This window comes from Kitasatospora sp. NPDC022785 (genome assembly GCF_055561295.1).
Window position 1 is genome coordinate 46881 of record NZ_JBVHHB010000027.1, and the last position, 20512, is coordinate 67392.

The 20512-nt window shown below is 74.8% G+C and carries 18 protein-coding genes; 3 read left to right on the forward strand and 15 right to left on the reverse strand.

The window, feature by feature from the left end:
- Nucleotides 1-184: 184 nt before the first annotated feature.
- Nucleotides 185-1447, forward strand: coding sequence for a glycoside hydrolase family 26 protein (locus ACZ3YO_RS32035; protein WP_465576364.1), 1263 nt, complete (start codon nucleotides 185-187; stop codon nucleotides 1445-1447).
- A gap of 46 nt (nucleotides 1448-1493) precedes the next feature.
- Here the strand turns inward: ACZ3YO_RS32035 and ACZ3YO_RS32040 are convergent, their stop codons facing one another.
- The 12 genes from ACZ3YO_RS32040 to ACZ3YO_RS32095 all read right to left on the reverse strand — a co-directional run bounded on the left by ACZ3YO_RS32040 (nucleotide 1494) and on the right by ACZ3YO_RS32095 (nucleotide 15141).
- Entirely contained in the window at nucleotides 1494-2657 is a 1164-nt protein-coding gene (locus tag ACZ3YO_RS32040) for a GNAT family N-acetyltransferase (protein ID WP_465576367.1), read from the reverse strand.
- Nucleotides 2654-3445: a Wzz/FepE/Etk N-terminal domain-containing protein gene (locus ACZ3YO_RS32045; protein ID WP_465576369.1), complete on the reverse strand. Its 792-nt coding sequence runs from the start codon at nucleotides 3443-3445 to the stop codon at nucleotides 2654-2656. The genes ACZ3YO_RS32040 and ACZ3YO_RS32045 overlap by 4 nt, the downstream gene beginning before the upstream one ends.
- 65 nt (nucleotides 3446-3510) lie before the next feature.
- Nucleotides 3511-4626, reverse strand: a complete 1116-nt coding sequence (locus ACZ3YO_RS32050; protein ID WP_465576372.1) for a glycosyltransferase — start codon at nucleotides 4624-4626, stop codon at nucleotides 3511-3513.
- Nucleotides 4623-5348 carry a polysaccharide deacetylase family protein gene (locus tag ACZ3YO_RS32055; protein WP_465576375.1) on the reverse strand — a complete coding sequence of 242 codons (726 nt, stop codon included), beginning with the start codon at nucleotides 5346-5348 and terminating at the stop codon, nucleotides 4623-4625. The genes ACZ3YO_RS32050 and ACZ3YO_RS32055 overlap by 4 nt, the downstream gene beginning before the upstream one ends.
- Nucleotides 5349-5526: 178 nt before the next feature.
- Nucleotides 5527-7233, reverse strand: a complete 1707-nt coding sequence (locus ACZ3YO_RS32060; RefSeq protein WP_465576378.1) for a lipid II flippase MurJ — start codon at nucleotides 7231-7233, stop codon at nucleotides 5527-5529.
- On the reverse strand, nucleotides 7230-8549 hold the full coding sequence (locus tag ACZ3YO_RS32065; RefSeq protein ID WP_465576380.1) for an O-antigen ligase family protein: 1320 nt from the start codon (nucleotides 8547-8549) through the stop codon (nucleotides 7230-7232). The genes ACZ3YO_RS32060 and ACZ3YO_RS32065 overlap by 4 nt, the downstream gene beginning before the upstream one ends.
- A 5-nt stretch (nucleotides 8550-8554) precedes the next feature.
- A complete protein-coding gene (locus tag ACZ3YO_RS32070) occupies nucleotides 8555-10078 on the reverse strand; it encodes a sugar transferase (protein ID WP_465576382.1) in 1524 nt (507 codons plus the stop codon).
- Between the two features lie 333 nt (nucleotides 10079-10411).
- Nucleotides 10412-11566 carry a glycosyltransferase gene (locus ACZ3YO_RS32075; protein ID WP_465576385.1) on the reverse strand — a complete coding sequence of 385 codons (1155 nt, stop codon included), beginning with the start codon at nucleotides 11564-11566 and terminating at the stop codon, nucleotides 10412-10414.
- 140 nt (nucleotides 11567-11706) lie between these two features.
- Nucleotides 11707-12147, reverse strand: a complete 441-nt coding sequence (locus tag ACZ3YO_RS32080) for an SRPBCC family protein (RefSeq protein WP_396324181.1) — start codon at nucleotides 12145-12147, stop codon at nucleotides 11707-11709.
- Between the two features lie 62 nt (nucleotides 12148-12209).
- Complete coding sequence (locus ACZ3YO_RS32085) at nucleotides 12210-13193, reverse strand: ABC transporter permease (protein WP_465576389.1); 984 nt, start codon at nucleotides 13191-13193, stop codon at nucleotides 12210-12212.
- Nucleotides 13190-14197 carry an ABC transporter ATP-binding protein gene (locus ACZ3YO_RS32090; protein WP_465576392.1) on the reverse strand — a complete coding sequence of 336 codons (1008 nt, stop codon included), beginning with the start codon at nucleotides 14195-14197 and terminating at the stop codon, nucleotides 13190-13192. Before ACZ3YO_RS32090 ends, ACZ3YO_RS32085 begins: the two co-directional genes overlap by 4 nt.
- A 140-nt stretch (nucleotides 14198-14337) precedes the next feature.
- On the reverse strand, nucleotides 14338-15141 hold the full coding sequence (locus ACZ3YO_RS32095) for an ABC transporter permease (RefSeq protein WP_405365194.1): 804 nt from the start codon (nucleotides 15139-15141) through the stop codon (nucleotides 14338-14340).
- Nucleotides 15142-15264: 123 nt separating this feature from the next.
- Here ACZ3YO_RS32095 and ACZ3YO_RS32100 point away from each other — a divergent pair, with 123 nt between their 5' ends.
- Together ACZ3YO_RS32100 and ACZ3YO_RS32105 are read left to right on the forward strand one after the other, a co-directional pair.
- The gene (locus tag ACZ3YO_RS32100; RefSeq protein WP_465576396.1) at nucleotides 15265-16164 is read left to right on the forward strand and encodes a winged helix-turn-helix transcriptional regulator; all 900 of its coding nucleotides are present in this window, start codon (nucleotides 15265-15267) and stop codon (nucleotides 16162-16164) included.
- A 10-nt stretch (nucleotides 16165-16174) separates the two neighbouring features.
- Nucleotides 16175-17068 carry a HipA family kinase gene (locus ACZ3YO_RS32105; RefSeq protein WP_465547941.1) on the forward strand — a complete coding sequence of 298 codons (894 nt, stop codon included), beginning with the start codon at nucleotides 16175-16177 and terminating at the stop codon, nucleotides 17066-17068.
- A 12-nt stretch (nucleotides 17069-17080) separates the two neighbouring features.
- Here the strand turns inward: ACZ3YO_RS32105 and ACZ3YO_RS32110 are convergent, their stop codons facing one another.
- From ACZ3YO_RS32110 to ACZ3YO_RS32120, 3 genes are all read right to left on the reverse strand, one after another.
- The gene (locus ACZ3YO_RS32110) at nucleotides 17081-17446 is read right to left on the reverse strand and encodes a hypothetical protein (protein WP_465576400.1); all 366 of its coding nucleotides are present in this window, start codon (nucleotides 17444-17446) and stop codon (nucleotides 17081-17083) included.
- Nucleotides 17447-17616: 170 nt separating this feature from the next.
- Nucleotides 17617-19122 carry a S8 family peptidase gene (locus tag ACZ3YO_RS32115; protein WP_465576403.1) on the reverse strand — a complete coding sequence of 502 codons (1506 nt, stop codon included), beginning with the start codon at nucleotides 19120-19122 and terminating at the stop codon, nucleotides 17617-17619.
- Nucleotides 19123-19393: 271 nt separating this feature from the next.
- Nucleotides 19394-20512, reverse strand: a complete 1119-nt coding sequence (locus ACZ3YO_RS32120; protein ID WP_465576406.1) for an amidohydrolase family protein — start codon at nucleotides 20510-20512, stop codon at nucleotides 19394-19396.

Sequence of the window (20512 nt, forward strand, 5' to 3'; positions counted from 1 at the left end):
GCTCCCGGGGCCGCGCGGACTGTTACAGAGGTGATACACGGCACGTTGCGGCAGACGGCGTTCGAATATCGCCCACTTTAGGGTGACATTCGGCTTTTCCGATGCCTCCTGGGCCTACTGTCTGCGAACGGGGCACCACGGTCCGTCGATCCGGCCCCGTTCTGCGACGCCCGGAGGAGAGACCATGCGATACGGCCGCCTGACGCTGGCCGGCGCCGCCCTGCTGCTGCTGACCACCGCCGGCGTCCCGACCGGGACGCCACTCAGCCAGACCGAACGGCACAGCCTCTCCTCCGACGCCGTCCAGCCGCGCGGCGCGGCGCCCAGGCCGGTCGTCCAGCGGCCGCAGCACGAGCCCCCGTTCGGTGCCTTCGTCGGCTCCTGGGACAACTACATCCCGCAGCTCGGCCGGTACGCGCAATGGCTGAACAACGCCAACATGCAGGTCGGCCACACCTACCTGGCCGGAAACGGCTGGGCCGACATCGAGGGCGAGCCGGTGGTGCTCGGCATGTGGTCGCAGTGGCGGCTCGCCGACCCGGCCCGGATGCTCGTCCTCGGCGTGCCGATGCTGGTGCCCAACGAGGGCAACGTGCCGGACGCCGAGGTGGCGAGGCTGCTCGCCCAGGGCGCGCGCGGGGACTTCGACCGGCACTTCCTCAAGCTCGCCCGCCGGCTGGTCGCGCTCGGCGGGGCGGACACCGTGCTCACCCTCGGCTGGGAGATGAACGGCGTCACCTACACCCACCGCTGCAAGCCCGACCCGGCCGCCTGGAAGACGTACTGGCGGCGGATCGTCTCGGTCATGCGATCGGTGCCAGGGCAGCGGTTCCGCTTCGACTTCGCCCCGAACCGGGGGGCGGACGCCATCCCGTGGACCAAGTGCTACCCCGGCGACGACGTGGTCGACATCATCGGCATGGACAGCTACGACCAGCCGGCCGGCGCCACCTTCGACGACTACGTGCGCGAGCCGTACGGGCTGCAGGACCAGGTGGAGTTCGCGGCCAAGCGCGGCAAACCGGTCTCGTACCCGGAGTGGGGGCTGTTCCGGAACGGGGACAACCCGGAGTACGTGCAGCGGATGGTGGAGTGGATGCGCACCCACGACACCAGCTACCAGACCGTCACCGACTACTGCCCGCACGGGTTCTGGCAGTGTGACAAGAACCCGCGGTCCAGCGCCCGGTTCAAGAACCTCATGGCCGGGTCCAAGGGGGCCCCGGTCACCGTGCCGTCGGCGGCCCCGGTACCCACCGCGACGGCCACCCCGTCGGCTGCTCCGTCGGCTGCTCCGGTGCCGTCGGCCTCGCCCACGGCCTCTCCGGCCGCGTCCGCGTCCGCCACTGCGACGACGCCTCCCTCCGGGGCGGCCTCGCCGTCGCCCTCGCCCTCGCCCACGGCCTCGCCGAGCCCGTCGCCGGCCGGCGGACCCGCCCGGCGCTGACCCGGCGCCGGAGCCCGGTGGACGGGGCCTGCCGGCCGGGACCAGGTCAGCTCCGGCGGCGGGCCAGCAACGCCTCCTTGAGCCTCGGCAGCCGGGTGTTCAGCACGTGCACCGCGACCTGCCGGGCCCGCACCGTACCGGCCCGGGCGCCGGCGGCGGGGGCCGGCCCGCGCGGGCCGAGGATCAGCCGCTGGTTCGGCCGCCCGTCCGGCCGCCAGCGCTGCTTGTACGGCTCCTGGCCGCGCAGCAGGCCTATCACCGGGATCCCGGCCGCGACCGTCTCGTCCAGCGCCGCGCCGAACAGCAGCCCGGCGATGTCCAGCCGGTCGCGCAGCCCCGGGTGCGCGCCGTACAGGTAGAGGCCGCTGAAGGACGGGCAGAGCAGCAGCAGGTTGACCGCGACCAGCTCACCGTCCAGCCGGAACTGGTGCACGGCGGCGCGGCCGGTGGCGACCAGGCCCGTGGTGGACTCGACGAGGTGGCGGGCGAACCGCTCGGTGCGGTGCTCCGCGGTGACGCCGCGCTCCTGCCACTGCAGGAAGTGCAGCCGGAGCAGGCCCTCCAGCGCCTCGGGCACCTCCTCCGGCGGCGTCGGGCGGACCTCGACGCCGACCTCGGCGATCTTGCGCAGCTTGACCCGGTTGCGCTGGGCGGTCTTGCCCGGCAGCCGCTTGAGCAGCTGGTCCATCGGGACGGCCGGGAGGTACTGGCAGAGCGAGTCGGCGAACCGGCGCCGATGGCCGGGCCACTGCTCGAACACCCGCTGCACGGCCGCCTCGGGGTGCACCTCGCGCAGCTCCAGGCTGTGCCAGGGGCGGGTGAGCGGGAGGACGGCGGCGAACTCGGCGGCGGCGCGGTCGGCGCAGTCGTCGTCGAGCAGGATGTCGGTGAAGTCGACCAGGCCGTCGCCGAGGCCGGTCAGGCCGCCGAGCGGGCCGCGGCGACGCTGGAAAGCACCCGCGCCGACCAGCCGGCCGTCCCGGCGGACCAGCACCACCAGCAGCTCGCCCGGGCGGCCGTACTGGCGCCACCAGGAACGCTGCCAGGCGGCGGCCTGGAAGAAGGTGGCCGTCCGGCAGCGGGTGGCCAGGTCGTCCCACTCCTCGGCGAGGACGTCGAGGGCGTCGTCCTCCCGGCGCAGCTCGGCCGTCCAGCCCGGTGCGGCGGGCGGGGCGGGGAGACCGGTGGCCGGGGCGGCTCCGGTGCTCATCGTCCGCTCCCGGCGGCGGCCTTCTGGCTCTTGTCGCTCTTGTCGGCCTTGTCGGCCTTATCGCTCTTGCCGGTCTGCTCGGCCTGCTCGGTCTGCCCGGCCCTGCCCGCCGGGGCCTTGGCGGGGGCGGCCGGGGCCCCGTCCCGGGCCTCGTCCCGGGCCGCCGCGGGCTCCTCGGTGCGCGGGCGCGGGGCGGTCGGCGCGGCCACGGCCTCGGGTGCGGGCCCGTCGCCGCCCCGGCGACGGGTCATCATCACCAGCGCGCCGATCAGCACACCGGCCGCGCCGCCGACCGCGACGTCCAGTTCGGCGGAGGGTGTGGTCGGCCGGTCCGGCTCGGCCGCCGGGGCCAGCGGGACCAGCCGGACACCGGTCTCCTTGGTGCTGCCGTTGGCGAAGGCGACCAGCGAGCGGGCCACCGCGTCGGCGGCCTCGACGGCCTCCTGCGGCCGGCCGCCGGTGCCGGTGATCTCGATCATCGGGGCGTCCGGGGAGGTGGTGCCGTGCACCAGGGCCTCCAGGTCGGTGCGGCTCCGGCCGGTCTCGGCGGCGGCCGCGGCGAGCACCTGCGGTTGGCCCGCCAGCCGGCCGTACGCCTGGGCGAAGTTGACCGCGGTGACGTTCTCCCCCGGGTTCTGCGGCACCACGATCACATAGGAGTTGGCGGCGTACGAGGGGTGGGCCACCGCGGCGTACCCGGCGCCGCCGGCGGCGCCCAGCGGCACCGCGAGGACCACCGGCCACCAGCGGCGGGCCAGGCTGCGGGCGCTTCGGCGCGGTTCGGACATGGGGTGCTCCTTGGACATGAGGGCCGCCGGGCCGGCGGCGCGGCGGGTCGGGGGCGGCCGGCGGCTCAAGCGGGGGCCAGGCGGTCGTAGAGGGCGCCGAGGTCGGCGGCCACCCGGGCGATGTCGTAGTGGCCGACGGCCGGAGGGCGGGGCAGCGGGTCGCTGTTGTGGTCGTTGAGGTGGCGCAACTCGCCCAGCGCGGTGGCGTAGGCGGCGGCGTCGGAGGGGATCCGGCGGGCCTGCGGGGCGGCGGCGGGTGGTAGTTCGTCCAGCGCCGGGCAGGCGCTGTGGCGGACGGGGAGGCCGGCGGCGAGGCCCTCCAGGACGCCGAGGCCGAAGGTCTCCGCGGTCGAGGGTGCGGCCAGCACGTCGAGGGCGGTGAGGAGTTCGGGGACGTCGTCGCGCTCGCCGGTGAGTACCAGGCGGTCCCGGACCCCGAGCTCGGCGGCCCGCCGCTCCAGGGCGGCGCGCTCGGGGCCCTCGCCGACCAGGACGAGGCACGCTGCGCCGTCCAGTTCGGCGAGTGCCTCCAGCAGGACGTGGAAGCGCTTGCCCGGGACCAGCCGGCCCACCCCGCCGACCACCCAGCTGCCGGGCGGGAGGCCGAGTTCGGCGCGCAGGCGGGCGCGGGCCGCGGCCCGGTCGGCGTCCGGGCGGTGGTAGCGGGCGGTGTCGATGCCGTTGGGGATCAGCTCGACCCGGGCCGGCGGGACGCCCCAGGCGTGCAGGGTCTGGGCGACCTGCCGGGACACCGCGACCGTGGTGGTGCCGAGGCGTTCGGCGACCAGGTAGAGGCCCTTGACGCCACGGGTGACCGGGCGGCCCTCGATCACCCCCGCGTGCAGCGAGTGCTCGGTGGCCACCACGGCCCGGACCCCGGCGAGGCGGGCGGCGAGGCGTCCGTACAGGCCGGCCCGGTAGAGGTGGGTGTGCACCAGGTCGTAGCGGCCGGCGCGGATCAGCCGGACCAGCCGCGGCAGTGCGCCGATGTCCCGGTTCCCGCGCATGGCGAGGTGGTGGACGGTGACGCCCTCGGCGCGCAGCGCGGCGGCCACCGTGCCGGGGTTGGTCAGCGCGACCACCTCGCAGTGCTGGTGCGCGGGCAGGTGCCGCAGCAGGAGCTGGAGCTGGCGCTCGGCGCCACCGGAGGCGAGGCCGGTGACGATGTGCAGCACTCTCACCGCCCGCCCTCCCAGCGCGAGGCCAGGCGGCTGCGGCGCAGCTCGGTGACGGTGTCGCGGAGCCGGTGCCGGCCGCGCTTGGCGCGCAGCCGCCAGGCGCCGTCGCGGTCGCCGACGTAGCAGCGGGGCAGCGCGTAGCGGCCGGTCAGCGGGGAGTGGGCGATGGCGCAGGCGTAGTCGTAGCCGGCGTCGCGGACGGCCTGGGCGGCGGGCAGGTCGACGGCGCCGTACGGGTAGCAGAAGCCGGTCACCGGGCCGCCGACGACCTCCTCCAGGGCCCGGCGGCTCTCCCGGGTCTGGGTGGCGAGAACGTCGGCGGCCAGGCCGGGAAGGGACTGGTGGCCGAGCCCGTGCGAGCCGATCTCCCAGCCGGCGGCGGCGAGTTCGGTGACCTCCTGGACGGTGAGCAGCTTCTTGCGCGGGCCCTCGGCGTCCCAGTCGTTGGCCCGGCCGAGCAGGTCGGCGACCACGTAGGCGGTGGCCGTGAAGCCGTACGCGTGCAGAATCGGTACGGCGTACCGGGCGAAGTCGGCGTAGCCGTCGTCGAAGGTGAGGCCGACCAGCTTCTCGTCCTTGCCCGCGGCCCGGGCCCGCATCAGCTCACGGACCGAGACGCCGCGTCGGCCGCGCCGGTGCAGCCAGGCGATCTGCTCGGCGAACCGCTCGGGGCTGACGGTCAGCTGGTACGGGTCCTCCTCCTCGACCGCCACCGAGTGGTACATCAGGATCCACGGCGAGGAGCTCTGCGGGCCGGGCGGGGCCGGGACGGGTCGGCGGCTTCCGGGCAGCCGTGCCTGGGATCGGCGGGCGCCGGTGCGCGGTGCGTCGGCGCGCGGGCCGGCTGCCGTCGGCGCGGCTGAGCGGCGAACGCCCGACAGGGCCGAACGGAGGGAACCCCGTTCAACGTCCATGGGGAAGCTTCCCTTCATCGGCGACAGGTGGCGGGCACAGGGCCCGGACGGCGGCGAGGACCGGTCCGCGCACCTCGCGGGCACCGAGGCCGGTGCCGAGGGCGGCGAAGGCCAGCACCACGGTGAGGCCCCCGAGCAGCGTCGAGAGCAGAGGGTCGGAGGGGAACGCGGCCGCGGGGGTGCCGAGGACGGCCGCGCCGGCGGCGGCGGCCAGCAACCGGGCGTGGCCGCCGAGGACCAGCCTCAGGCGCAGCGCGATGCCGCGCAGGACCAGGCCGCGCAGCAGCAGCGCGGCGGTGGTGGTGATCCCGGCCGCGTTGCCGGCGGCCAGGCCGAGGGCGCCGAAGCGGGAGGTGCTGAGCAGGCCGACGACGACGGTGACGACCAGGCCGAGGACCATGGCGGCGGCCGGGTACCAGTCGAGCAGCCGGCGGCCGCCGTCGTCGCTGCCCGGGTGGCCGGCCCGGCGGACCACCGGGCGGAGCGAGAAGTACGGGCGGATCATCACGCCGATCAGCGCCTGGGCGGGCAGGCCGAAGCTGTAGACCCGGATGACGGCGGCGGTGGCGGCGGTGTCCTGCGGGCCGAAGGCGCCGCGCTGGAAGAGCAGCGCGACCACCGAGGGCGCACAGGCGAGCAGGAAGGCGGTGCCGAGCAGGACGACGGCGGCGGCCTGGCCGAGGTCCTTCTCGACCCGGTCGCGGGCGGCGGTCAGATCCCCGGCGGCGAGCGCCCGGGCGACCAGCGGGAAGGTGACGGTGCAGATCAGGATGGCTGCCGTCATGGCCAGTTGGGAGACCTTGACGGCGTAGTTGAGGTGCGAGATGGTGCCCGGCGGCAGCGCGGAGCCGAGGAAGCGCTCGATGAAGACCTGCGCCTGCCGGGTCAGGGTGAACGCGGCCACCGGCAGCAGGGCGAGCGGGATCAGCACCAGCGCGTGGCGCGAGCGGCGGCCCCTGGCGGGGCGGCCGGTGCGCAGCCGGCGCAGGAACGGGCTCACCAGCAGGCCGGCCATCAGCAGGCTGCCGAGGGCGACGCCGATCGCCGCGGAGCGGACGCCCCAGAGCGCGTGGCAGCTGAGCAGCACGCCGAGGATGCCGAGGTTGTAGGCGACGTAGATGCCGGCCGGGGCGGTGAAGCAGTGGTGCGCGCGGAGCGCGGCGGCGAGGTAGCCGGCCACGCCGAACGGCAGCACGGTGAACGCCGTGATCCGGGTGCAGGTGACGGCGAGAGCGGGGTTGGCCAGGCCGGGGGCGAGCAGGTCGACCAGCTGGTCGGCGCCGAGCGCGGCGCCGAGCGAGAGCGCGCTCAGGGCGAGCAGCAGCCAGGGCAGGGTGGCACGGACCAGCTGACGGACGGGGTCGGGGCCGTCGGGCCGCTCCTCGCGCAGCACCAGGGCGAGGGCGAAGGCGGGCACCATGAGGAAGGACATGGCGTCCTCGATCAGCAGTGGTGCGGCGGTCTCCGGCACCGTCCAGGCGACCAGGAAGGCGTCGGTGCCCTGGTTGGCGCCGAAGTAGCGGGCCAGCAGCAGGTCGCGGAGCAGGCCGAGGCCGGAGCCGGCGGCGCTGAGCACGGCGGTGACGCCGAAGGCCTTGGCGAGGAAGCCCCGTCGGGGGGCGGCGTCGGTCCCGGCGGGGGCGGTCCGGGGGGCCGGCAGCGTGGGGGCGAGTGCGGCCGGCTGGTCTGTGGTCATCGGGCGGCGGCCTCCGGAGCAGCGGCCCGGGCGGCGAGGCCGAGGACGACGGAGGTCAGCACCGTGGTGGTGCCGCCGATGTCCGCGTAGAGGAAGTCGACCAGCACCCAGACCAGCAGGGCCAGGGCGGCGAGGCCGGGGCCGGAGGCGCGGCGCAGGCAGCCGAGGAGCAGGCCGAGGAAGAGGGCGGCGTAGGCGACGATCCCGATCAGGCCCTGTTCGCTGAGGACCAGGAAGTACATGTTGTGCGGGGAGAGCAGCGGTTCGCGCTGGAATCCGATGGTGGCGTCGGCGGCGTCGCTGCCGGAGGAGAGCCGCAGCGGGGCGTGGCTGTCGCGCAGCTGCTGGAACGCCTTGGGGCCGGCGCCGCTCACCGGGTGGTCCTGCCAGATGCGTTCGGCGGTGGACCAGAGGTCGTAGCGGTCGGAGACCGACTGGTCGGGGGCGGCGGAGACGGAGCCGATCGAGGTGAGCCGGGCGGTCACGCCGGAGCCCCCGAGGCCGAGGCCGCCGACCAGCACCACGCCGGCGGCCAGGGCGAGGACGGCGCTGCGGACGGCGAGCCGGGCGTCGGCGCGCAGCAGCAGGACGGCGGCGGCGGCACCGGTGGCGATCCAGCTGCCGCGGCTGAAGGAGACGGCGAGCGGGAAGGCGAGGAAGGCGGCGGCCGCGTACATGGCGCGGCGCAGCCGCCGGTCGCCGCCGGGCCCGCGTTCGGCGAGGGCGAGGGCGAGGGCGGCGAGCAGGCCGTAGCTGACGACGGTGGACATCGCCATGACGTCGAGCGCGCCGAAGGTGCCGACGGCCCGGATCGGCTGGCCGGTGTAGGAGGCGCCGGTCCGGGTGAGGTACTGGTGGGCGCCGACCACGCCCTGGATCAGGGCGGCTGCGACGAAGGAGCCGAGGACCAGCCGCTGGTCGGTGCGGTCGCGCAGCGCGCAGAGCACGGCGGCGGGCACCAGGACGAAGACCTGGGTGAGGCGGACGAAGCCGGTGAGGCTGGTGGCCGGGTCGATGGAGCCGATGGTGGCGACGGCGGCGGCGACCACGATCGCGCCGAACCCGACGGCGGCGGTGCGGCCGATCACGGGCGTGCGGCCGCGCAGCAGGCCGGCGGCGGTGAGCGCGACCAGGGCGAGCGAGGCGAGGTCGGCCGCCGTGACGTGGACGGCGGCGGCGACGTCCTTCTCGCCGGTGGGGACGCAGACCAGCAGGACGGTGGCGGCGGCGAGGAGGCTGGGCCGTTCCAGGAGGGCCGTCCCGGCCCGGCGTAAGGCCCGGGCGGGTCGGGGGACGGCGGTGAGGGTGAGGGCCACGCGGGTCAGCTCCCGTCCGGGTGGAGCATCAGGGCCGCCGTGCGGCACAGGACCTTGACGTCCTGCCAGAGGCTCCAGCTCTCGATGTAGCGGTTGTCGAAGCGGGCCCGGTCCTCGATCGAGGTGTCCCCGCGCAGGCCGTTGACCTGGGCGAGGCCGGTGAGGCCGACCGGAACGCGGTGGCGGTCCGCGTACTCGGGGTAGGCCTGGCTGAACCGCATGACGAAGTAGGGGCGCTCGGGGCGCGGGCCGACGAGGCTCATGTCGCCGCGCAGGACGTTCCACAGCTGCGGCAGCTCGTCGAGGGAGCTGCGGCGCATCAACCTGCCGACGGCGCCCATCCGGTGGTCCTGGGCGATGTTCCAGCGGGTCGCGGACTCGTGCTCGTTGCTGGGGCGCAGGGTGCGGAACTTCAGGACGGTGAAGACCCGGCCGTCGAGCCCGGTCCGCTGCTGGCGGAAGAGCACGCCGGGGCCGGTGTCGAAGCGGACGGCGAGGGCGCAGAGCCCGAGCACGGGGGCGAGGGCGAGCAGGCCGAGGCCGGCGGCGGTCACGTCGAGGGCGCGCTTCGCGGCCCAGCCGGGGCGGCGCATCGCCGGGCGGCCGACCCGCAGGCAGGGGAAGCCCCAGAGGTGGTCGCCGCCGGTGTGCCGGCCGGTCTCCAGCGAGCCGTACTCGCGTAGCGCGGGCACCAGCCAGACCTGGCAGCCGAGCCTGGCGGCGTCGCGCAGGGCGGCGGCGGTCTCGGCCTCGTCGGCGGCGCCGGCCGTGGCGACCACGTGGTGGATCCGGTGGCGGCGGATCTCGCGCTCCAGCACCTCGCGGCCGCCCAGGACGGGCAGGTCGGTGTCGCCGGCCAGCAGCGGCGGGTCGGCGTCGAGGAAGCCGATCGGGCGCATCCCGTACTCGCCGCGCTCGCTGAGGGCGGCGGCGACCCGGCGGCCGAGCCGGCCGGCGCCGAGCACCAGGACGGGGCTGGGGCGGCTGCGGCGGATCCGGCGGACGAGGTGGTAGAGCAGGGCGCGGCCGCAGACGGCGAGCAGCAGCTGGGTGCCGAGCAGGGCGGTCAGCCGGGTCGGGGTGGCGGGGCCGCAGTCGGGCCAGCGGCCGTCGAGGCAGCCGGCCAGGGTGACGGCGAAGGCGGTGGCGACCACGGCCCGGACGGTCAGCGCCGGGAGTTCGTCGAGGACGGAGAGGGTGAGCCGGGTGCGGTAGAGGCCGGCGGCCAGGTTGAGCACGAGCAGCAGCGGCAGCAGGGCGGCCACGCCGAGCAGCGGTGCGACCCGGACGGCCGGGTCGAGGGCGCGGTTGGCGAGCCCGGTGGCGGTGCACAGCGCCAGGGCGTCGACCGCGGCCAGGGCGGCCGGCAGGGCGAGCCGGGAGCGGACCGGCCGACGGTGGCGGCGGGTCGGCGGGGCGCTGCGGGTCTGGGCGGACCGGGCCGGGCGGTCGAGCAGCCCGGTGGTGGGCCGACGCTGGCCGGACAGGGGCCGGCCGGGCCGTGGCACGCTGTCGTGGTCAATGGTCATCAGCGCACGAACTCCCCTGCTGTGTGCCCGGGGTGACGGCCTCCCGGCGCCGGTTGGCCCGGAGCGGCCGTCCCGGCCCGGTGGGCGCGGTCCTGACAGCACCTGCTGCCGCCGGCGGCTTTCGGTTGTCTCGCAAATTCCCGGCGTGAAATCGAAACGATGCAGGCAAAATCAGACATTACCGACCGCGGACTGGAATGCTGGAAGTCGACTTGCCATTTCATTCCGGCCGCCCATTAATAGGTATTTCCGATTTCACGCCTCGCCCACAACCGGCTGAGGGTGCGAATACGACAGCGCCAGAGCGACCGGCATTCACGGCATGTGAAACGATCAGATCCGCTGCGGGACACGGGCGCGGCGCCGTCCGGCCGCCGGCCCGGCCCCCAGAAGGTCCCGGTAGAGCGCGTCCACCTGTTCGACCACCGATCGCACGTCATGGCGGGCCACGGCATGGTCACGCAGGCGTGCGCCGCGTCGCTCGCACTCGATCGGATCGGACAATGCTTCGGCCATTCGGGTGGCGAGCGCGACACCGTCCTCCGACGGCACCACGGCCTGCTTCCGCTCGGCCGGCGGAAGGCATTCCCGCGCCCCGGGCACATCGGTCAGCAGCACCGGACGGCCCGCCGCCATCGCCTCCAGCGGCGCCAGTGCCATCCCCTCCCAGCGGGAGGGCAGCACCACCAGGTCGGCCGCCGCCAGCCACGGGCGCGGGTCCGGGACGTCCCCGGCCATCCGGACCCGGGACGGCTCGGCGGACTCCCGCACGGCGCCGGCCAGGCTGGTCTCGTCCGGGCCGCCGCCGACCAGCGCCAGCCGGGCCTGCGGCACCCGGCGCAGCACCTCGGGCCAGGCGGCGAGCAACACGTCCTGGCCCTTCTGCCGGCAGAGCCGGCCCACACAGACCGCCAGCGGGGCGTCCAGGTCCAGCCCCAGCGCGATCCGGGCGGCCCGCCGCTCGGCCGGCGCGTAATGGCGGACGTCGACGCCGTTGGGCACCACCGCCCAGTCGGCGTGCAGGCCGGCCGCGACACCGTCGGCCCGCTCCTGGACGCTGACGCAGAGCAGCCGGTGCGCCCAGCGGGTCGCGTACCGCTCCCAGTGCAGGGTGGCCGCCGCCAGTGCGCCGTCGACGGCGGCGAACGACCAGGCGTGCGGCTGGAAGACGGTCGGCACCGCGCCCCGGATGGCCAGCCGGCCCGCCAGACCGGCCTTGGCGCTGTGCAGGTGGACCATGTCGGGCGCGGCGGCCCGGACGATCCGGCGCAGCCGCCACGCCTCGGCGGCGGTGGCCGGGCCGGGCGAACGGCGGGCGGGCCAGTCGTGGACCAGCGCGCCGACCGCGGCGGCCTCCTCGGCCAGCCGGCCGCCGCGCGGGCAGGCGACCAGCACCCGGTGGCCGGCCTCGCGCTGGCCCCGGACCAGGTCGACGACGACGCGGGCGACTCCGCCGTCGACGGGCTGCGAAATGTGAAGGATCGTCATATGCACGGCGGCGAGCCTAGGGTGGCTCCGCCGCGCCGGGGGCCCGCCGTCACCCGCAGGTGGTGGCCGTCCACCCGTACGGCTTGGTGGTCGTACGGGTGGACGAACCCATCGAAGATCCGCCCGAATCGGGCTCCGGGTCAGCGGACCTCGGCGGCCAGGTTGGCCAGCACCTGGTCGTGGATGCGGTTGAGGCCCTTCGGGGCGAAGGTCCGCTCGAAGAAGCCGCCGATGCCGCCCGCGCCCTGCCAGGTGGCCGAGACGGTGACCTTCGACCGGCCCTCGCCGACCGCGGAGACCGTCCAGGTGATCACCATGCTGGAGTTGGCGTCCTTCTCCACCAGCTGGTCCGGCGTCGGCGCCGAGACGGTGAACAGGCAGTCCCGGACCCGCTTCTCGGTGGCCTGGAGCCTCCAGTGCACCTGGGTGCCCGCACCGGTACCGCCCGCCCGGACCTCGTACTCGCTGTACTGCGCGGGCAGCAGCTTGGGGCGGGTCACCTGGTAGTCGGCCAGCGCCTCGTACACTCGCTCGGGGGCGGCGTCGTAGACCCGCTCGGTGGTGGCCTGCACCTGTCCCATGGTCCTGCTCTCCTTCGTCCTCGGACTGCGGTTTCACCGGCAAGCCAACCACAGCGAGGGGCTCACGCCAGCCGGAGGCCTCCGGTGCGCTGGGCCCGGGCCTCGCCGAGGCGCAGGGCCAGCACCGCGCCCGCCGTCAGCAGCGCGCAGAGCGCTGCCAGCCAGGCCAGACCGGGCGCCAGCTCGCCGAGGCCCCGGCCCTCCAGGAGGGCGCCGCGGACCACCGCCAGGCTGCCGGTCAGGGGCAGCGCCGCGCCGAGTACGCGCAGCACGCCGGGGAGGGCGAAGGCGGGCAGCCGGACGCCGGCGACGAACCACATCGGGTCGTCCAGCACGGTGTAGACGAAGGTGGAGTCCCGGGAGAACACCATCAGGCTGTTGAGCAGCGCGCCCCAGGCCACTGCGGGCAGCAGCAGGGCCAGCACCACCACCGGGTACATCCACGGCCCGGCGACGTCCAGGGCACCGAAGCCGAACGCGGCGGCGCCCAGGAAGCAGGTGAGCAGCCAGGCGTTCTGCAGCAGTGCGCCGGCACCGTTGGCGAGCATCAGGACCAGCCGGTCGGCGGGCGAGAGGAAGAGCAGCTCCAGGGTGCCGGTGGTGCGCTCGAAGGCGAAGTTCCACGCGGACTGGACCAGCGAGAAGAAGAACGCCCAGGCCAGCGCCCCGGTGGCGAGGAAGCCGAGGAGCCGGGCCGGGTCGGAGGCGAGCGGCCAGCGGGCGGCGGCGGCCGAGCCGGCCGCGATCGGGTGCAAGGTGTAGTAGGTGGCGGCCAGTTGGAGCAGCGGCCAGACCAGCATCGAGGCGACCACCAGCGGCTGGCCGAACAGCGTGCGGTGCTGCTTCAGCGCCTCGGCGGCGAACACCTTGCCGGCGTGCCGCAGCGTGCGCCCCCGGCGCCGGTCCCGGCCGCCGGGGCGGGGCCGGGGGCGGCGGGTGGTGCCCGGGAGCGGCGGTGGAAGGGTGCGTCCCGCGGGGTGCGGCGACCGGACGCTCCGGTCGGCCAGACCGAGTAGCAGGGCGTCGGTGGGCGGCAGGCCGGTCATGCGGCCACCGCCGACCGGGGCCGCGCGGGAGCCGGCGCGGAGTCGGTGAGGGCGAGGACGGCGTCCTCCAGGCTGGCCTCGGTGACCTCGAGGCCGCCGATCGACCCGCCGGCGGCGACGATCGCCCCGGCCAGCGGGCCGGCCACGTCCTCCGGGTGGCGGACGGTGACCAGCAGGGCGCCCTCCCCGGTGGCCTCCAGCTGCGCGGCGACGCCGAGGCGGCCCGCGAAGTCGGCGACGGCGGACTCCAGCCGGGGCGACGGATTGGTGACGGTGACCCGGACGCTGCGGTGGCTGCCGGTCGCCGCCTTGAGCTCCGCCGGGCTGCCGGCCGCGAGGTGGCGGCCGCCGGAGATCACGTAGACGTGCTCGCAGAGCTCCTCGACCTCGGTCAGGTAGTGCGAGGTGAGCAGCACGCCCCGGCCCTCGGCGGCGAGCGAGGCGACCACCCGGCGCAGGTCCCGGGCGATCGGCGCGTCCAGCCCGAGGGTGGGCTCGTCCAGCAGCAGGTACGCCGGGTCGTTGATGAGGCCGCGGGCGATCGAGAGCCGCTGCGTCATGCCGCGCGAGTACCGCTCCACCGGGGTGTCGGCGGCGTCGGTGAGGCCGACGAGCTCCAGCAGTTCGCCGATCCGGGGGCGCAGGACGGGGTTGGGGACGTCGTAGAGGTGGCCGAAGTAGCGGAGGTTCTCGGCGCCGGTGAGCTTGCCGTAGACCATCCGCTCGCCGCCGGCGATCAGGTTGATCCGGCGGCGGGCGTCGCGGGCGTGCTCGACCACGTCGAGGCCGTCCAGGGTGACGGTGCCGGAGGTGGGGCGGAGCAGGGTGGCGAGGATCTTGATGGTGGAGGTCTTGCCGGCGCCGTTGAGGCCGAGCAGGCCGGTGACCCGGCCGGGCGGGATCTCCAGGTCGAGGCCGTCCACGGCGGTCTTCACGGTGCGCGGGCCGAACAGGCCCCTGTCGCGGGTGCGGAAGGTCTTGCGCAGGGCGCGGGTGCGGATCATGCCAACGGCTCCTCGGGTCGGCGGCGGGTACGGGTCGGCCGGTTCTCGGGTCTCCGGGTGACGGGTCTGTCGGTCGCGGGTCGCGCGGTCACCGGCCTGTCGGCCACGGGTCGCTCGGTCACGGGTCGCTCGGTCACGGGTCAGAAGCTCCGTTCGATGGCGCGGCGCTCGGCGGCGGGCAGCAGCCGCAGGCCGAGCAGCAGGTAGCCGGCGCTGAGGGCGAGACAGGTGACCAGCCGTGGGAGGAGGTCGGTGAGCGGCCTTCCCTGGCCGAGCGCGTCGCGCAGCACGTCCATGGCGGAGGTGACGGGCAGCAGTTCGGCCAGCCACTGGGCGGGCGCCGGGAGGTAGCTGTTCGGGAAGGTGATGCCGCAGAGCAGCGAGACGGCGAGGAAGACGGTGTTCTGCGAGATGTGCGCCTCGCCGGCGACGATCATCAGCGCGCCGAGCACGACCGCGACCGCGAAGACGGCGGCGGCCAGCGCCACGACGCCGGCGAGGGCGGCCAGCGGGTGCCAGGCGGGCAGGGTGACGCCGAGGACGGCGGCGAACCCGCCGAGCAGGCCGACCTCGACGGCGGTGTTGAGCAGTGCGAAGCCGGTGAAGCCGAGCAGGTACGGCAGCCGCCCGGCCGGGGCGATCAGCAGCGCACCCAGGGTGCCCTGGCGCTGCTCGGTGATCAGCGCCTTGCTGCTCCAGAGCAGCATCCTGACGGTGAACATGTAGCCGGCGGCGCCGATCGCGATGTAGCCGAGGTAGTCGGCGCCGCCGGTGCGGGCGGTGAAGTCCTCGGCCACCGAGCCGCCGCCGATGGCGTGCAGGCCCAGGTAGGACAGGCCGATGGTGAACACGCCGATCAGCAGGCAGCCGACGGCGTACGACCACGGGTAGGCCCGGCTGGTCATCGTCCAGGTCCGGCGCAGGGTCGCCCAGGCGACGGGCATGTGCCCCCCTTTCCCTCTCACGAGCTCGAAGTCCTTGAGTTTCCAATGGGAACTTACAAGTTCCCTTTCGAAACTCGCAAGGGGGTGCAAGGATGGACCGTCCGGACGGGAAGAGGAGCGACGGTGCTCAGAGACGTGCCAGAGCGCGACGCCAGCTGCGCGATCGCCCAGTCGGCGGCGGTGATCGGCGACTGGTGGAGCATCCTGGTCGTCCGCGAGTCGGCGCGCGGCCGGCTGCGCTTCGACGAGCTCCAGCACGAGCTGGGCATCTCCCGCAAGGTCCTCACCGAGCGGCTCGGCCACCTCACCGAGGCCGGCGTCCTGGAGCGGGTGCCGTACCAGAGCGGCCCCGTCCGGTACGAGTACCGGCTCACCGAATCCGGGCGGGCGCTGCTGCCGGTCCTGGTGGCGATGCAGGACTGGGCCGACCGCTGGCTGCTCGGCGACGGCTCGCTCTCCGGCTCGGCCGCACCCGACAGCGCCGAGGCCGCGCGGCTGGCCGCACTGCCCGGCACCCGGCTGCCGGAGCTCACCCTGCCCGTGCACACCGGCGGCGAGCTGGACCCGGTCGACCCGGCGGCCGGCGCCACCGTGCTGTTCTGCTACCCCGCCACCGGGCGGCCCGCACCGCTGCCGGCCGGCTGGGGGGACATCCCCGGCGCGGTCGGCTGCACGCTGGAGAACCGGCTGTTCCGCGAGGCGTACCCCGAGTTCCGCGCGGCCGGCCTGGCACTGCGCGGGATCTCCACCCAACGGCCGGACGAACAGCGGGAGTTCGCCGAGGCGGAGGACATTCCGTTCCCGCTCCTCTCCGACCTGGACGTCCGGCTGACGGCCACGCTGCGACTGCCCACCTTCCATGTCGGCCAGGGCCTGCGGCTGAAGCGGGCGGTGCTGGTGCTGGACCGCGAACGGGTGGTGCGCCGGGTGGCCTTCCCGGTCACCGACATCCCGGGCGCCGTCCGGCAGGCGCTCGCGGATGCGCGGGAGGTGGCCGGCCCGGCCCGGGGTCTGCCGGGTTAGGGTGGCCGGTGTGCTCGATCAGGTGACAGCAATGCGCTACGTCGACCCGCTGCGGGCCGGCGGCTCCGTCCCCGGCGTGGTGGAGACCGACGACCTGGGCACGTACGTGGTCAAGTTCACCGGCGCCGCCCAGGGCCGCAAGGCGCTGGTGGCCGAGGTGATCGTCGGCGAACTGGCCCGGCGGCTCGGCCTTCCGGTGCCCGAACTGCGGCTCGTCGACTTCGACCCGGCGGTCGCCGAGAGCGAGCCCGACGCCGAGATCCAGGACATCCTCAGGGCCAGCGGCGGGCTCAACCTCGGGATGGACCTGCTGCCCGGCGCCCGCGACTACCGGCCCGGCATGATCCCGGTCGACCCCGTCCAGGCCGGCCGGGTGATCTGGCTGGACGCGCTCACCGGGAACGTCGACCGCACCGTTCACAACCCGAACCTGATGGTCTGGCACGGGAAGCTCTGGCTGATCGACAACGGCGCCGCACTGGTCTTCCACCACCGCTGGTCCAGCGCCGGGGCCGCCGTCGGCAAGCGGTACGACCTCAGCGCCCACGCGCTCGGCGGCTGCACCCCCGACGTCCGGCTGGCCGACGAGGAGCTCGGACCACTGGTCACCGCCGGGCTGCTGGAGGAGGTGCTGGCGCTCGTCCCGGACGAGTGGCTGGCCGACGAACCCGGTTTCGACTCGGTGGACGCGCTGCGGCACGCGTACGTCACGCACCTCGCCGCCCGCGCGGGGCTCTCCGCCGAGTGGCTGCCGGACGGTTTCCCCACGCCCGAGCAGCTTCGCGAGGCCGAGCTCCGACGGGCCGCTCGGACCAGGGCCGGCCGGCCGGCCTGGCTCCAGGAGGTGCCGGACCTGCACGGCAAGCCCTCGGTCGAGACGGTCTGGGACCACCACTTCGAGTGAGGCCCGGGCCGGTCAGCCCATCGCCGGGCGGATCCAGCCGACGTACTCGACCGCCGTGCCGACCAGCAGGCCGAAGCAGTGCAGCGCGAAGAGCGCGGCCCGGTTCATCCGGCGCACGGACGGCGAGAGCAGGGCCAGGGCCGGCAGTGCCAGGCCGAGCACCGGGCCGAGCAGCAGGAGCAGCACCACGCCCAGCACGGTGGCCACGGTCGAGCCGGAGGCGAGCCCCATGACACCGACCACCAGGCCGCCACCGAACATCAGGGTCAGCATCGGAGCGGCGGTGAGCAGCTCGGCGATCCCCAACAGCAGCCACGGCCAGACCCGTTCGCCGTTCGGACGGGCCGGGGCCTGCCATCCGGGGTAGCTCTGCGCCATGGTGTTCCGCTCCTCGTGCCTGGTGCCGTCGGTGGCTCCATTCTGGCAATCACCGCCGGGCCGTCGCCTGAGTACCCGTACTCAAAACGAGGTGGGGAGCGGGACCAGAGTCCCGCTCCCCACCTCGGCGTCGTCGGCTCAGCCGGTCACCCGGTCAGCGCGTCAGCGCGTCAGCGCCACCACTGGACCGCCTTCTCGGCGTTGATGATGCCGGCGCCGTAGAAGCCGTTGTCGTCCGCACCGCCCTCGCAGGTGGCGGTCCACTCACCGGCACCGCCCGGGTTGAACGGGGCCGACGGGCAGGCGTGCGACTCGGCCTGGCTGGTCAGCATCTCGGTCAGCTCCTCCGGGCTGGCCCACGGGAAGGTGCTGGCGAGCAGGGCGAGCACACCGGCGGCGTGCGGCGAGGCCATCGAGGTGCCCTGCATGTAGCCGTACTTGCCACCCGGCAGGGTGGACAGGGTGCGGCCGTTCTTGTCCGGGGTGTCCGGGATCTGGTAGCGGCGGTCGCCACCGGGGGCGGCCACGGTGACCTTGCCCTTGCCGTAGCTGGAGTAGTAGGCCTTGTCACCGTTGACGCCCACCGAGGAGACGGCGACGACGCCGTCCACCTCGGTCGGCAGGCTGAGGCAGTCCGTGGTGACCGGACGGGTGCCGGGGGTGGTGTCGTCCGGGCTGCTCACGTCGGTGGTCTTGTGGGCGAGGTCGATGTTCTCGTTGCCCGCCGCGGCCACGTTGAGGACGCCCTTGCGCTGCGAGAACTCGATCGCGCGCCGGACGGCGGTGGTGATCGCCGCCTGGTCGGCGTCGTTCTGGCAGTTGAACATCCACGGGTCGACGTAGTAGCTGTTGTTCGTCACCTTGAACTTGTGCTCACCGGCCCAGACGAAGCCGCAGATCGCGTACTCCGGGTAGATGAACCCGCCGTCGTCGACGACCTTGACCGCGGCCAGCTTGACGTTCGGGGCGATGCCCTCGATGCCCTTGCCGTTCTTGGCGGCGCCGATGGTGCCGGCCACGTGGGTGCCGTGGTCGCCGTCCGGGCCCGGCTGCCAGGCGTCGAAGGCGGTGTTCGGCTTGCCGCCGTCGATGCAGGAGACCGACTGCGAGGCGTCCACGTTGGCCTTGAGGTCCTCGTGGTTGGCGTCGATGCCGGAGTCCAGGACGCCGACGGTGACCTTGTTGCTGCCGAGCGAGATCTTGTGCGCCTTGTCCACGCCGATCTGGCGCATGTCCCACTGGTTGGCCCAGTTGGGCTCCTCGCCGGCGGCGGCCGCAGCGGCCGCGGCGGCGGCGGTCGGCTCGGCGGCGACCTCGGCCTTCTGCGAGTCGGCGGCCGTGATGCCCTTGGTGCGGCTGGCGCCGACCGACTGGACGCCCTTGGCCAGCCGCAGCTTGGCGGCGAACTTGGTGTCGTTCGAGCGGGCGATCACCACGCCGATCTGCTCGTAGGAGTACACCACGGAGCCACCGAGGCCCGTGATGGCCTTCTCGACCTTCTGCACCTGGCCGTGGTTGGCCTGGGTGTTGACAACGTAGCTGAGCAGTGGCCCGGTCGTCGGCTCGGCCCCGGTGGCCGCGACGGCGGTACCGGCAGGCAGCGCCAGGGCACCGGCCGTGGCGAGGACAACGCCCACCGCGGCGTACCGGGTCCGGCTGATCCGAGGAACACTCATAGGGGTTGGCCCTCCCGAGTCGTCATGCAGCTGCGGTTGACAGATGCACTGGAATGATCGGGACGCTAGTGAACATGCGTTGCAATCCGCAAGAGGTAGTCATCTAATCGACACCGTTCGACCACTTCCGAGGGTTGCGGCTCCTCCCCCGCCGACCCACCGTCAATCCATAAAGTGAATATCCGGACTTCCGCCGATTTCCCGCGCCAGAGCGTGGACGATCCACAATTCCCGTGGGGGCGACGCCTCGCGGGCCGGTCCGGCGCCGCGGTCAGAGCTGGTACAGGCGGCGGGCGTTGTCGGCGGCCACCTGACGGGCGAGGCGCTCGGCGTCGGCGGCCGAGCAGGCACCGTCGGCCCGCCAGCGGTCCAGCAGGGCGCCCAGGCCCTGCCGGAACTGGGCCGCGCCGACCAGGTACAGTTCGGGCAACCCGTAGGCGTCGGTGGAGAAGAGCAGCTTGCCGAACGGCGCCAGCTCCAGCATCTCGCCGAGCACGGCCGCCACCCGGGGACCGACGTAGGAGGCGGTCAGCCCGAGGTCGGTGTAGACGTGCGGAAAGGCCTGGGCCAGCCAGGCCGCCTGCCGGTGATAGGGGTAGCCGTGCAGCAGCACCAGCGGCACGCCGCTCGGCTCGGCCGCCCGGACGAAGTCGGTGAGCAGCGACGGGTCGGCCAGGTGCAGGGTGAGGTCGGGATCGCCGAAGCCGGTGTGCAGCTGGAGCGGCAGGCCGAGCTCGGCGCAGACGTCCAGGGCCGTCCAGATCAGGTGGTGCAGCAGCACCGGGTCGGTCAGCCGGCCGCGCCCGGCCCGCTGCCACCGCCCCGCGGCGGCCGTCACCGCCGTCGCGGCGGGCGGGAGCGCGGGCACCGCCAGGCCGTTGCGGTAGGCCAGCACCGACTTGACCGCCACCGCGCCGGTGGCCGCGGCCGCCAGCGCCTCGCGGACGGCGAACGGCCAGGCCCCGGCGCCCGCCGGCACGGACTCGGCGACGGGCTCCAGCCGGACCACCTCGCGCACCCGGGCACCGGACGCACCGGCGAACTCGCTGAGCGGCAGCAGCGGGTGGCCCGCAGCCGCCGTCAGCCCGGTGTCCACCAGGCAGGTGTCCAGGGCGGCGGCCGCCAGCAGCCGGCGGGTGGCCTCGGGCGCTCCCAGGTCGCGCCGGCGGGCCAGGTAGTCCGCGGCGGGGGTGTGCGCGGGCAGGCCGAGCGCGGGCGGGCACCAGCGGCGGACGGCCAGGCCGAGCGCGCTGTCGAACGGCGAGGTGCCGGGCGCGGGCGGCCGGTCGGACTCGGTGAGCAGCCCGGCCAGGGCGTCGTCGGCGAGGTCGGCGGCCACCACGCTGTGGCAGTGGTGGTCGACCAGGGCGGGGACGTCCAGCGAGGGCAT